The sequence below is a fragment of the Bifidobacterium sp. B4142 genome (genome assembly GCF_026537325.1).
GTDB lineage: Bacteria > Actinomycetota > Actinomycetes > Actinomycetales > Bifidobacteriaceae > Bombiscardovia.
On sequence record NZ_JAFNMJ010000002.1, the window covers coordinates 184,778 to 198,371 of the forward strand.

Consider the following 13,594-nt stretch of genomic DNA (forward strand, 5'->3'; position numbering starts at 1 on the left):
TGCTCATTTGCCGCAGGTCAGGCGCTGATCCGATTGGGTCAGAGGAAAGCCATGGTGATTCTGGTCTGGGTCAAGCCAGCAGATGACGGCTCGAAAAACATCATTGTTCGTTTGTATGAACCTGTAGGGGAATCTGCAACTGCGGACATCCTGGCGGATTATCTGATCGCCGAGGCAACCGTATGCGAAACGGATTTGCTGGAAGTAGCTGGGGCGACCCACGACACGCCTTCCGCCCTGGAAGGCGCTTGGATTCCTCTGCAAAGTGCGCACCTTAACCTACGCCCATACCAATTAACGACGTTACGGATTCGACCATGATGGGCTCGGCGCCCAGGCCATGGACAATGAGGACTGTGCCGGGGCGCTTATGCATACAAACAATATCAAAAAGAAAGTAGGGAGATATGACTATGATGTCAGAATCTTACACATCCCTGTCATCGCCAAAATCCGGGGGTGTAAATCTATCCGATCGATGGAAAAAAGGAATACGAAGCAAGGGCAGATGGGCCGGCTTGGGATTTGTCCTGCCCTTCTTGCTGGTCTTTTTTGTTGCTACCATACTGCCCATTATTTATGCTCTGTACTTGAGTCTCTTCCGTGATCAGCTTATAGGCGGCAGCTGTTTCGTTGGATTGGCAAGTACATGTCGCTGCTCGGAAGCGGTACTTTTTGGGACGGGGTATGGCGCGTGATTCGGGTGTTCCTGATCCAGGTTTCAATCATGTTGGGCCTGGCCCTCCTGGCGGCCCTATACATAGACTCCGGGCGACTCAGAGGGCATGGGTTTTTCCGAATCATTCTTTTCCTGCCGTATGCAGTTCCAGGCGTTGTCACAGTGCTGATATGGGAGTTCCTCTATGGGATCAATTCTGGTTGACAGCCAGTATTAACGGCTGGTTCAACCTCGCCATGCATCCTTTGTCCAAGAACGTCATCCTTTGGTCCATTGGCAACATCATGATCTGGTCGTTCTTGGGATACAACATGTTGATCCTGTACTCCGGGCTGAGAACAATTCCTACCGAGCTGTACGAAGCTGCCCGTTTGGATGGTGCTGGTGAATGGGAAATCGCTCATTGCATCAAGGTGCCGGCAATAAAGAAGCAGCTGCTGATCACATGGATGTTTTCTATTATCGGTACCTTCCAGCTTTTCAGTGAGCCGCAGTTGCTGAAGACTCCCGCACCCAACGCCATATCAAGCAACTACACGCCCAACCTTTGGGCATACAACCTGTCGCTTAACGGAAGCCGGCACAACAATGCAGCTGCTCTGGCCATTCTTATGGGGCTAATCACAGAGGTGATCACCTATATCACCCAGGAGCGGGGATCGCGAAGCGGCGATGAGAAGCAATCCAAGGCATCCCGAGTCGCACAAAGGAGGGCTGATCGATGAGTATCGTCAAACGATTCGGGTCAAACAGATCTACTGGCACCCACAGTCTGGTTCGACGCTCGCCGGCCATGCTCATTTTTATGATGCTCTTGGCGTCGTATTCCTTGGTTCCATTGTTGTGGCTGCTTATCAATGCCGCTAAGACCCAGGCTGACGTTATGTCCACGTTCGGTCTGTGGTTCGGACACGGCTTCAACCTGATAAACAACGTCAAGGAGACCTTTGCTTATAAGGATGGGATTTTCGCCACATGGCTTCTCAATACTTTCTTATACGTACTGATCGGAGCCGGCGGCGCAGCTTTTTTGGCGACCATGGCGGGATATGCGCTGGCTATCTTTGACTTTCCGGGCAAGAAAGGCATCCTCGCCACGGTAATCGGAGGCATAGCAATCCCGGGAACAGCGCTGGTCATTCCTACATTCCTGCTTTTTGCCAAGCTAGGCTTGACCAATACGCCGTGGGCTGTCATTCTTCCGTCACTGGTGAGCCCCTTCGGCCTTTATCTCGTCATGAGTTATTCGAGGACCGGCCTACCGGTCAGCGTCATTGAGTTGGCATGCATGGATGGTGCTGGGGAATTCCGAATCTTCGCGCATATTGTGGTGCCTTTTCTGTCGCCCAGCATCATTACGCTGCTTTTGTTCGCTATCGTACAGACCTGGAATAACTATTTCCTGCCGTTGATCATGCTCAACGATCCCCGGTGATATCCGCTGACCGTAGGTCTTAATGAATGGAATGACCAAGCTACGGGTTCGTCGATGCCAGAGCCCATCTACAATCTGGTGATCACTGGTTCCTTGCTTACGGTCATACCGATTATTGTCATTTTCCTAATGCTGCAATGTTACTGGGAATCCGGCCTGACGGCGGGAAGTGTCAAGCAGTAATACGTCGATGTGACTAGGAGGTCATAGAGAAAGTCCCTCGTCTTGGCGGTTGCAGAAGAGACAGGGTTCAATAGGCATCGTCGATTCGTCGGCATGCCACATCAAAGGAGATTGGTGATGGAACATAGCATAATGAAGAAATTCGTCACAGTTGCCACGGCGGCAGCTTTGCGACATCTTTGTTGAGCGTTTGTGGAGGTGGCTCTTCAACAAATCAAAGCGGCCAAGCCAATAACATAGAAAGGCGCTTGCGAAAGGAGGCGATCTGGTCTACTGGACTTGGACCACGTCCGCCGATACGCAGGTCAAGGCTTTCGAGAAGCATTGCCCGGGGTTGATGTCAAGGTCGTCAACCTTGGTAGCGGGGCAGCAGCATATACCAAGATGATGAATGCCATAAAGTCAGGGTCCAATGTACCCGACATCATGCAGATCGAATATCAGGCCTTGTCGCAGTTCTACACGCCTGGCAACCTGTTGGATCTAGTGCCTTATGGCTTTGCCTCGCTCAAGAGTCAATACGCAGCATCGGCATGGAATTCAGTGAGCGTTGGAGGCAAGGTCTATGGGCTTCCTCAGGATACCGAACCGATGGTCCTCTATTACAACAAGAAAGTCTTTGACTCGTTCGGCATAAGCGAAGCGCCAAAGACCTGGGATGAATTCGTAACGGATGGCGAGATCATGCAGCAGCACGATCCAAGCGTCCATATCACGAGCGACTCGGGTCAGGGCAATTTGGTGGTCTCTCTGCACTGGCAGGCTGGCAGCCATGCCTTCAAGGTCTCTGGATCAAGTGTAACCATCAATTTGAGTGAAAAAGGCGCCCAGCGGTGGGCTGCCGTCTGGGACAAGCTGATCGGAGAGCACCTGAATACCACAGTGGCCAATCAGGGCACGGAATGGTATCAGGCTGCCGACAAGGGGAAGATGGCATCCATCATTTCAGCCTCGTGGCTTCGCAACACCCTGCAGACCTCGGTAAAGGAAAGTGCAGGGGACTGGAGAGTGGCTTCAATGCCTGCATATGAAGGGAAACCGGCCTCGGCCAATTATGGTGGTTCATCGCAGGCTTGTATATGTCAAAACGAAGAATCCTGCGTTGGCTGCCGGTTTCGTCAAGTGGCTGAATAATTCCCGTGAATCCATTGGTCTGGCCAAGGTTTCAGGAGTCTTCCCTAGCACTGTTGAGGATTTAAACGCTCAGGACTTTTTAGAAGAAAAAGCCGACTACTTTGGCGGGCAACAGGTTAACAAGGTTTTTAACCAAAGTTCTAGAGATATTCGCTCAGGTTGGGAATTCTTGCCCTATCAAGGATATGCCAATTCGATTGTGAATGATTCGATCGGCAAGGCCTATGAAGGCTCGGTCACTTTTGGAAACGCTTTGCAGACCTTCCAAAAGGATTTGGTTAAGTATGGTAATGAGCAGGGTTACACAGTGAAGGGTCTATAAGTAGATTCATGCGATAGATCTATTGCCCCCCCCCCCCTATCTTGAATACGGCATGTAATGACAGCGTGGTCCGGCACAAGGTACGTCCTAGCTTAAGCAGGAGGGGGGGCATTCTTGTCTTACTAAATAACGGTCGTAGCGTCGGGTTACACCGGTGGCCTGTTCGCTGGCGTGGTCTTGTGCCGTATTTGTTCTCTACGCTGTAGCGCGAAGGTTATTGCTCGTTTTGTTTTTTAGCTTGTCTAGCATCCTCTGACGACACGCTTATCGTGCGGGTTCTTAGCCTGGATTTGCGGGTTATATCTCGAGAATTTTGAGTTCTATGAGAATGCGCTATAATAGAACTAAACCGCTTTAGTTATGGATGTCGGTTCGAATAGACGAGGAGGTTTGCGGGATGCTGCTTAACGTGGAGCGCGAGCTTGACAGGTGTGATCGTGTCGTGCGGCAAAGGGTCCGTCCTTATGTCGATCGTGCCGTCGGCCGTTGCTCGGCGAGGGCCTACCGGATACCCGGCGAGCCCGTCGCCTCCCGGGACTTCTTCGACCGCCTGGGCAGAGGGGCCGTGCCCTTCGAGCCCATCGCCCCGGGCGACGCCTGGGGGACCACCTGGGGGACCACTTGGCTGGAGATCACGGGCATCGTCGACCAGGAGCAACGCGGCGAGGCTCCGCTGGAGCTGATCGTAGACTTGGGCTGGCAGCCGGATTCGCCCGGCAGCCACTACGAGGCCCAGGCCCACCGTCCGGACGGATCCATTATCAAGGCCGTGAATCCCAGGAACCGGTGGATCCCGCTGGACGGCAAGGGCTGGGACGGGGCGGCTATCAACGATGAGCCTTCGTTGGTGCGACAGGACGGCACCTTCACCCTTTATCTTGAGGCGGCCTGCAACCCGCTCATCCTGGGGGTGCCGGCGTTCGTCAAGACCGGCTTGGGGGAAGGCCCCACCGGTCGGGCCGACGAGCCCAGCCTGCTAAACCGGTTGGATGTCTGCCGCTTCGACTACAGGATGTGGAACTATGCCATGGACCTGGAAGCGGCCTATCAGATCATCAGGGAGTGTGACCCGAAGCAGCCGCGCTACTGGCGGCTGGGCAAGGCGCTGCAGGCTTCCTTAAACGAGTATCGGGAAGGGGATGCGGCCAGCCTTCCGCAGGCCCGCAGAGCCTTGGCCGAAGAGCTTGGGCGGCCTGCCGCGTCCAGCAGCCTGGACCATGCAGTGGTGGGCCATTCGCACATTGATTCGGCCTGGTTGTGGCCCAAGCGCGAGACGCGCCGCAAGGTGGCCCGCACGGTCTCCAACATGCTGGCTTTGATGGAGCGCGATCCTAATTTCATCTACGCGATGAGCTCGCCGCAGCAGTATGCTTGGCTCGAAGCCGACCACCCCGATCTGTTTGCGCGTCTCCTGCGCCGGGTCAGGGAGGGGCGCTTCATCCCCGTGGGCGGCATGTGGGTGGAAGCCGACGGAATGCTGCCCTCAGGCGAGTCGCTGACTCGCCAGTTCAGTTACGGGAAACGCTACTACCGCGAGCACTTGGGGGCGGATACCGACGTGGTTTGGGAGCCCGACAGCTTTGGCTATACGGGCCAGTTCCCACAGATCGCCCGCCGCGCGGGGATGCGCTACTTCCTTTCCCAGAAGATTTCCTGGAACGACACCACCAAATTCCCCCACCATACTTTCGACTGGCAGGGCATCGATGGGACGTCCATCTTCACCCACTTCCCGCCGATGGACACCTACGCTTCGAGCATGACCGCCCGGGAGCTCAACCATTCCGAAGAGAACTACCGGGACAAGGACCTTTCCGACAGGGCCATGGTCCTGTGCGGCTACGGTGACGGAGGCGGCGGAGCCACCCGCGAGATGCTGGGCCGTTTCTACCGTCTGCGCGACGTGGAGGGGGTGGCGAGGGTGCGCTATGAAGCGCCGGACGATTTTTTTCGCGAGTCCTGCAGGCAGATCCATAAGCGCGCCGGCCGGGAGATGCCGGTCTGGAGGGGCGAGCTTTACCTGGAGCTGCACCGCAAAACGCTGACCTCCCAGCAGGACATGAAGCGCGGCTGTCGGCAGGAGGAGGCCATGCTGCGCACGGTCGAATACCTGTGCGCCTACGCCGCCTTGGCCGACAAGGGCTATGCCTACCCCAAAGCGGAGCTGGACGGGATCTGGAGGACCCTGCTGTTCAACCAGTTCCACGACATTCTGCCCGGCTCGGCCATATCCTGGGTGCATCGGCAGGCCCGCGAGGATTACCGCCGTGACATCGGCCGCCTGCGCCTGATCGGCCAGGAGGCCGCCGATGTCGTAGCCGGGGCGCAGGACGGGGCCGGCCGCGTGCCTTCCGCCCTCATCAGCCCTATGGATGCCGATGGCGGCAATGCCTGGCGGGCCGTGTCGCCATCAGCCAAGGCAGGCGGCCCGAAGGCCGGGGTCCAGGTTGTTGCCGACGGCCAGGGGTACACGCTGGACAACGGCCTCGTCAGGGCGAGGGTGGGCAACGACGGGACGGTCCGCTCCTTGCTGGATGCCGTCTCCGGCCGCGAGCTGATCCCGCGCGGCGCGGCCATGGGCGGCTACGAGCTGCTCAAGGACGAGCCGGCTATGTGGGATGCCTGGGATCTGGAACGCGATGCCCTGCTCGCCGCCGCCCCGGTGGATGATCCGGTCCGGATCACTGCGAGGGAAAGCGGGGTGGACGTGGTCCGAACCCACGGCGCCACGCGGATCGTCACCGGTATCAGTCTGGCGCCTGGAGCCAGGAGGCTGGACTTCACCGCCTCAGTAGACTGGCATCAGGACGAGCAGCTGCTCAAAGTGGACCTCCCCTTGGCCATCCAGGCACGGTACGCCCAGTTCGAATGCCAATACGGGTTCATTGACCGGCCGATCCAGAAGAACAACGCAGCTGAAGAGGCTCAGTTTGAAAGCTGCACCCACCGGTTCCTGCGGGTGAGGGACGACGGCCTGGCCGTGGGCGTGGTCAACGCCTCGACCTACGGCGGCGACACCACGCCGATCCCGGCTGATCCGGCCCATGGCAAGGAGGCAGGCACCATGGTGCGGCTGACTCTGCTCGCCGCGCCCGTCTACCCCGATCCGGACACCGACCGAGGCCGCCACGAGTTCGCCTGGTCCATCGTCCCCGACGAGGACCAGAACGCTGTCTTGGCGCAGGCATACCGGCTCAATGCCCCGGTCTTCCCCGGGGGCCTGCCCGACGCAGAGCCTCTGGTGAGTCTGGAGGCGGACTCCGGAAGGTTGGTGATCGACTGGATGAAGATGGCTGACGACAACAGCGGCGACCTGATCGTCCGCGTATACGACCCCGACTCCTCCCCCGCACGCGGCCGGCTCCGCCCGGGGCGGCTCCTTAAAGGCGCCACCGTACGGGAGACCGATTCCCTGGAGGAGTCGCCGCTGCCAGACGATCTGCGGCACGGATTGGCAGCCGAAGGCGAAGTGGAAGCAGACGGCGCCCCCCTGGACTTCATGCCTTTCCAATTCACCACGCTCAGACTGCATCAATTATGAAATCGCCCACGCATAACGTCAGAAGAACAATGAAGGGTCATTGATTATGCTGCTCAAAGTTCAACGTGAAATCGATCGCTGCAGGCGGGTCATGAATGAGCGAGTACGTCCTCACATCTACCATGTGTTGGCTCAGTGCGATGTAGAGGCTATTCGTTACACGGGAGAACCGGTGAATCCGCTGGAGTTCTTAAGTCAAGCTCGGCACGGTGATGTAATGTTCGTTCCCCTTGCCGTCGGTCAGCCTTGGGGCACCACGTGGGGGACGACGTGGATGAAAGTAACTGGTCAATTGCCTCGCTGCTCGAGAAATGGATTCCCGATTGAATTGCTCTTCAATCTTGGTTGGCTGGATTGGCCAGTTGGTGGACACATCGAGGGTATGGCTTATCGACCTGATGGCTCGGTGATCAAGGCCATCCATCCTCGTAATTACTGGGTCCCATTGGTTGATGAACATGGCAGGCCAGATCGAGTCGTTGATCAAGACGGTGCCTTTACTGTCTATGTTGAAGCGGCATACAATCCTAATGTCCCATCTTTCACGGTCACGAGTCTCGGTGATGCCCCCACGGGTAAAGCGGACGAGCGTTACGTCTTTGAATCGGTACAGATCGCTGAATATGATTTTGCAGTTCATGAATACTGGATAGATCTTGACATCGTCAGCGGCGCCGTAGAACAGTTGGATGCTGGTTCGCCAAGGTATTGGAAGCTGGCTAAGGCTCTGCAGCGTTCCATGAACATCTTTGATGGAGCTGACGAAGAGACTACGAGAGCCACCCTGCCTGCTGCGCATGAAGCGCTGGAAGTAGTGATGAATAAACCTTCCGCACCTTCCGCTTTACAGCTATCCGCCATGGGGCATGCTCATATCGATTCAGCTTGGCTTTGGCCTGTACGTGAGACTAAGCGCAAGGTAGGACGAACAATCGCCAACGTGTTGACCCTCATGGATAACGATCCAAAGTTTTGCTACGTCATGAGTTCTGCCCAACAGTATGCTTGGCTCGAAGAACGGCACCCGGATTTGTTCGAACGTGTGCAGCGGTACGTAAAGGAGGGAAGGTTTGTTCCTGTAGGAGGCATGTGGGTTGAATCGGATGGGATGGTTCCCTCAGGTGAGTCGCTGATTCGTCAGCTGTCTTATGGACAACGGTATTTTAAGCAAAAGTTTGGTGTTGAAACCCATGGGGTTTGGCTGCCGGACAGTTTTGGATACTCCGGTGCATGGCCCCAAATCGCTCGCCGTTCGGGAGCCCGTTGGTTTCTGACGCAAAAACTCTGTTGGAACGATACGACACGGTTGCCGCACCATTCGTTTATGTGGGAAGGGATTGATGGTTCCAGAATCTTCACCCATTTCCCTCCGGCAGATAAGTATGATTCCGACATGTCCCCCAAGGACCTGCACTATGCGGAACAGAATTTCAAGGATAAGGATCTGTCGGATCATGGGATTCTGCTGTTCGGCTATGGAGACGGCGGTGGAGGACCAACAAGAGAGATGACCATGAGGGCTACGCGTCTTCGTAGCTTCGAAGGCCTTCCTCGAGTGGAATATGATAATCCAGATCATTTCTTTGACATGGCCTATCACGATATGGCTGACCAAGCGGGCAGTGAGATGCCTACTTGGAAAGGCGAGTTGTACCTCGAGCTCCATCGCAAGACATTGACCTCTCAGCAGGACATGAAACGTGGTTGCCGCAAAGAGGAATCATGGTTGCGCGTGACGGAATATTGCTGTGCGTATGCCGAATTGGTCAATGAGGAATATGCTTATCCCCGAGAAGAGCTTGACAGAATCTGGAAGACCTTGTTGCTCAATCAGTTCCATGACATTTTGCCTGGATCCGGCATCGCATGGATATACCGGGTGGCTCACAAGGAGTATGCAGAAGATCTGGCCCGGCTACGTGAGTTGACCGCCGATGCCTTGCGCGCTGTCGAAGCATCTACAAAGACCAGAATTTGGCCTGAAGCGCGGATCATGCAAGTCGGCCGAACTGGATCAGAACAAGTATCCTGGAGCCCGGTTAATGCGAGGGGATTGGTCCGGAATGCTTCAACCATCACGGTATCTCATGATGCAAACAGCGAGTTGATTCTGGACAACAGTTTTTTGCGCGTTGGCATTGCTCAATCAGGAGTGGTGACGTCCATATGCGACCTGCTTACCGGTAGGGAAATGGTGGCACCTGGCCAATCCTGTGGGCTGTATCAGGTACTCAAAGATGAGCCGGGCGTTTTTGACGCTTGGGATGTGGAGCGTGACGCATTCTTGGCTGTCTCTGATTTGGATCAAGGTCAAATCGAAAATGTGAAGACTGATGAGGACGGTACCGTTCACGTTCATGTGATCACCAAGTACCGTGCAAGCACTATTCGAACTAGCATAAGTTTGCGTCCCGGTTTGAGGCAGCTTGATTTTCATACTGATGTTGATTGGCTTGTTCCGGAAAAGTTGCTCAAGGTAGTGCTTCCGCTTGCTGTCAGAACAGAACATGCTCAATATGAAACCCAATTCGGCCTTATTGAACGTCCTATTGTCAAGAACACCGAGGCCGATGAAGCATGCTTCGAGAGTTGTACGCATCGTTTCGTTCGAATAGCTAATGAAGAATTCGGTGTTGGCATCGTCAATGGATCGACCTATGGCTCCGACGTGTCCGCTATATATGGACCTGAGAATGGGCCGGAAGTTGGCACTCAGGTACGTCTGACCCTGGTAGGTGCTCCCAAGGCACCAGATCCACATGCAGATCTGGGCCACCATGAGTTTGATTGGGCTCTGGTGCCTGGTCCTGATCTGAGTTCGACTTTGGCTGCAGCTGCGGAAATCAACACTCCAATATTGAAGGATGTGCCCGATATGGCGCCCTTGGTCGGTTTACAAAAAGTGCAGGGCTTGCCTGTCATTGATTGGATCAAGATGGCCGATGATGGCTCAGATGATTTGATAGTACGCATCTACGAGTCCAATGGCCAACCGGCATCTGCTTCTCTGACAGTGAATGGACCCATGGTGGGGGCACGTGTCTATGAGACCGATTTGCTGGAGCGGAACCGCCACTATCAGGGTGAGCCTGATGCTCTCAAAAAGCCGGGGCTTGCTGAGGGGGCTCGGCTTCATCTGGGACCTTTCCAAATTACTACTCTTCGGCTTTCTAAAGCCGGAATTCAAGGATGAATTAGTAAAGGAGAAATCACAATGAACAAAACCATAAAAACGGCGCTGTCGTTGCTGTGCTCAGCAGCGGCAGTAGTGAGCTTCGGAGGATGTGGGGGAAGCGCATCCTCCGGGTCTGGTACTACCGAACTGAAGTTTCAGACATGGAACCTCAAAAACGATAAGTTCACAGGATACTTCCAGGATTTGATCAAGCAGTTCGAAAAGGAGAACAAAGGCGTCCACATCAAGTGGGTTGATCAGCCGGCTGACAACTATGAGGACAAGCTCTCAACTGACGCTGCTGCAAATTCCTTGCCCGATGTAATTGATATGGGGCCTGAGGCTGCGTATACCCTGGCTGGTGCTGGGGCACTACTTAACATTGCCAAGGAGGAGCCGAAAGCCAAGGATCAATATCTTGATGCTGCATGGCAGTCTGCTACTTTCAAAGGCCCACATCTGGAGGAGGGCACCTATGGGTTGCCTTGGTACCTGAATACAGGCCCTACCTTGTATAACAAGGCCTTGCTCAATGAGTGCGGACTTGATTCAAACAATGTGCCAAAGACACAGGATGAGATGTTTGCCAATGCTGAAATCTTTGGGCCAAAGTGTGGTGGTAAGTATGCTATGACCACTGGACTTCCCAGCATTCAAGATTTCGGCATGTACGGCGTTCCTCTGATGAATAAAGATCACACTAAGTTTACCTTTAATGATCCTAAGGGAGTGGCCTTTGTCCAGCATTATGTGGACATGTATAAGGCCAAGGCCTTTACTGACGAGATGCTGAACACCTCCAATAGCGGCGAGTCAAAGAGTTTCAACTCAGGCTCGCAGGTTTTCCTCAATGGCAGCCTGTACAGCATTGACGATATGAAAAAGAATGCTCCCAAAGTTTATGAGCACATGGGCATTACCAGCATGGTCGCTAACACTCATCCGAACATGATGATGGAGATGATTACTGTCAATGCCAATTCCAAGAATAAGGACATGGCGCTGAAACTGGCCAAATTCGTGACAAACTCTAAGAATCAGCTTGCCTTCGATAAGAAAGCCAATGTCTTCCCATCCTCTAAAGGCACTATTGATGATCCATTCTTCAATCCTTCTGGTGATGATATGAATGCTGTAGGTATGAGGATGGTCGCCAAGCAGGTGCGTGAAGGACGTATATGGGGTCCTCCGCAGTTTACTGCAGTAGACGGCACCAGACTTCAAGAGCAGATCGCCCAGGCCCTGCAAGGCAAGGTGACTCCCAAGCAAGCGCTGGACAATGTTGTCGAATACGCCAATGGCAGGTTGAAATAATGGCTCAGTTGTCCCATAGACAGCGGAAGGGCGCTGGTTCCGCCAGCGCCCGGCGCCTTAACCCTGACGGCACTTATGTGCATCCTTTGGGTGCCAATAGGAGCGGTGTCATTGCTCCATGGTTCTTCGTGACTATCCCGATTTTGTGGATTCTGATCTTTTCCTTGTTGCCGTTCCTGAATACAATCCGCTTGTCCTTCACGGATTCGACCTTATTGCGTCCTGGAAAGTTTATCGGATTCCAGAATTTTGTCGATATGTTCCATGATCCTCATTTCATAACGGCAATGACAAACTCATCTCTGTATGTCGTCTGTGTTGTGCCCTTCATGATTATCCTGCCGCTGATTCTTGCGGCGTTGGTGGCCGACAGAACCAGAATAATGGGATTCTTTCGAACATCGTTCTATATTCCGGTAATCATGTCCAGTGTGGTGGTCGGATTGATTTGGACCAACTTGCTGGATTCCAAGGGGCTAGTCAATGGAATGTTTCGTGCCTTGCACTGGATAACCAAGCCCATTCCATTTCTCACCGACCGTTGGCTGCTCCTGTTCAGCGCTATGACTATAACTATTTGGACCGGTCTGGGCTACTACATGATTATTTATTTGACTACCATCGCCAATATTGATCCTGTCTTGTACGAAGCTGCGCAAATTGATGGAGCAGGTGCAGTCCGTCAATTCATTCATGTCACCCTGCCTGGATGTACCTGGACTATGATTCTGATCTCCTTGCTGTCTTCGATGTCAGCATTCAGAGTTTTTGGTGAGATTTACATGTTGACTAACGGTAGCGGAGGAGTCGGCGGGGCCGACATTACCATGACAATGCTAATCAAGAACGAAGGTACTGGCATCAATGCTCGAACCGGATATGCTGGGGCGTTGGGTCTGGTCATGTTCTTTGTGCTCGGTGCTTTGATTCTCTTCGAATGGTTCTTGGAATCGAGGTCCTCTGATGATGAGTAAGCATATAACGGTGGGCAAAGTCACGAAGTATGTCGTCTTGATCCTGCTCTTTCTTTTCCTTGCCTGCCCGCTGCTTTGGCAGATATCATTGGCTTTCAAGGGTCCTAAGGATGATATGTATGCAGTTCCGCCATACTTCTGGCCTCGCGACCCTACTGTCGACAACTTCAGCGGAGTCTTCAAGCGTCTGCCTATAGTTGGCTATGCACTAAACACACTGGTTGTGGCTGCCATCAATATCCTCGGTAATGTTGTCAGCGGCACTACGGCCGGCTATGCCATTGCTTTGCTCAAGTTCAAAGGAAAACGGATCGTAATTGGAATCCTGTTTCTTTCCATGCTGATTCCTGGAGAAACAGTTATGATTACGCAGTTCCTGATCATTCGTTCTCTGAATTTACAGAACAACTTGATAGGTGTCGCGTTGCCCGGTATTGTAAGCGCGATGAACATTCTGCTGTTCGTTAATGCATTTCGTGCGATACCTCGAGACCTGATTGAGGCCGCGGAAATGGATGGCGCTAGCGTTTGGCAAAGGTTCACCATGATTTGTGCACCGCAGGTCAAGGGAACTATGGCTCTAGTGGCTATCTTCTCATTCATGGGTTCATGGAATGACTTCCTCTGGCCTCTGATCGTTCTGACAGACGACAGTCACTACACGTTGACGTTAGGGATGTCTCGTCTGCAGGGAACATTTGTTTCGGATCCCAGATTGGTAGCTGCCGGGACTGTCATTGCTCTGGTGCCCATTCTCATCTTCTTCTTCGTCTTCCAACGCTATATTTTCCACGGACTGGAAGTTGGAGGAGTTAAGGAATAACGGAAAACATATAC

At 53.8% G+C, this 13,594-nt stretch carries 9 protein-coding genes and 1 pseudogene; all 10 read left to right on the top strand.

The annotated features are described in order from the left end of the window. Positions 1 to 51 precede the first annotated feature (51 nt). The 10 genes and pseudogenes from J3U06_RS05270 (at position 52) to J3U06_RS05315 (ending at position 13,580) form a co-directional block, all read left to right on the top strand. Positions 52 to 321 (top strand): glycosyl hydrolase-related protein, encoded by a 270-nt coding sequence (locus J3U06_RS05270; RefSeq protein ID WP_267444528.1) that lies wholly within the window; start codon positions 52 to 54, stop codon positions 319 to 321. A gap of 86 nt (positions 322 to 407) precedes the next feature. Continuing rightward, positions 408 to 1,404, top strand: a pseudogene (locus J3U06_RS09395) (carbohydrate ABC transporter permease). Continuing rightward, a complete protein-coding gene (locus tag J3U06_RS05280; protein ID WP_267444530.1) occupies positions 1,401 to 2,114 on the top strand; it encodes a carbohydrate ABC transporter permease in 714 nt (237 codons plus the stop codon). Before J3U06_RS09395 ends, J3U06_RS05280 begins: the two are co-directional and overlap by 4 nt. A gap of 507 nt (positions 2,115 to 2,621) precedes the next feature. After that, positions 2,622 to 3,431 (top strand): extracellular solute-binding protein, encoded by an 810-nt coding sequence (locus tag J3U06_RS05285; protein WP_267444531.1) that lies wholly within the window; start codon positions 2,622 to 2,624, stop codon positions 3,429 to 3,431. After that, positions 3,400 to 3,753: a hypothetical protein gene (locus J3U06_RS05290; RefSeq protein WP_267444532.1), complete on the top strand. Its 354-nt coding sequence runs from the start codon at positions 3,400 to 3,402 to the stop codon at positions 3,751 to 3,753. The genes J3U06_RS05285 and J3U06_RS05290 overlap by 32 nt, the downstream gene beginning before the upstream one ends. Positions 3,754 to 4,150: 397 nt before the next feature. Beyond that, on the top strand, positions 4,151 to 7,294 hold the full coding sequence (locus tag J3U06_RS05295; protein WP_267444533.1) for an alpha-mannosidase: 3,144 nt from the start codon (positions 4,151 to 4,153) through the stop codon (positions 7,292 to 7,294). A 46-nt stretch (positions 7,295 to 7,340) separates the two neighbouring features. Beyond that, positions 7,341 to 10,487, top strand: coding sequence for an alpha-mannosidase (locus tag J3U06_RS05300; protein WP_267444534.1), 3,147 nt, complete (start codon positions 7,341 to 7,343; stop codon positions 10,485 to 10,487). 21 nt (positions 10,488 to 10,508) lie between these two features. Continuing rightward, on the top strand, positions 10,509 to 11,783 hold the full coding sequence (locus J3U06_RS05305; RefSeq protein WP_267444535.1) for an ABC transporter substrate-binding protein: 1,275 nt from the start codon (positions 10,509 to 10,511) through the stop codon (positions 11,781 to 11,783). Next, entirely contained in the window at positions 11,780 to 12,757 is a 978-nt protein-coding gene (locus J3U06_RS05310; RefSeq protein ID WP_416378939.1) for a carbohydrate ABC transporter permease, read from the top strand. The genes J3U06_RS05305 and J3U06_RS05310 overlap by 4 nt, the downstream gene beginning before the upstream one ends. Continuing rightward, positions 12,747 to 13,580, top strand: a complete 834-nt coding sequence (locus J3U06_RS05315; protein WP_267444537.1) for a carbohydrate ABC transporter permease — start codon at positions 12,747 to 12,749, stop codon at positions 13,578 to 13,580. Before J3U06_RS05310 ends, J3U06_RS05315 begins: the two co-directional genes overlap by 11 nt. The last annotated feature ends 14 nt before the right edge of the window (positions 13,581 to 13,594 follow it).

Bases quoted from the DNA above. Each gene is read 5' to 3' on its own strand.
- J3U06_RS05270 (WP_267444528.1), top strand. From the start codon at position 52: ATGGTGATTCTGGTCTGGGTCAAGCCAGCAGATGACGGCTCGAAAAAC.
- J3U06_RS05280 (WP_267444530.1), top strand. From the start codon at position 1,401: ATGAGTATCGTCAAACGATTCGGGTCAAACAGATCTACTGGCACCCAC.
- J3U06_RS05295 (WP_267444533.1), top strand. From the start codon at position 4,151: ATGCTGCTTAACGTGGAGCGCGAGCTTGACAGGTGTGATCGTGTCGTG.
- J3U06_RS05300 (WP_267444534.1), top strand. From the start codon at position 7,341: ATGCTGCTCAAAGTTCAACGTGAAATCGATCGCTGCAGGCGGGTCATG.
- J3U06_RS05305 (WP_267444535.1), top strand. From the start codon at position 10,509: ATGAACAAAACCATAAAAACGGCGCTGTCGTTGCTGTGCTCAGCAGCG.
- J3U06_RS05315 (WP_267444537.1), top strand. From the start codon at position 12,747: ATGATGAGTAAGCATATAACGGTGGGCAAAGTCACGAAGTATGTCGTC.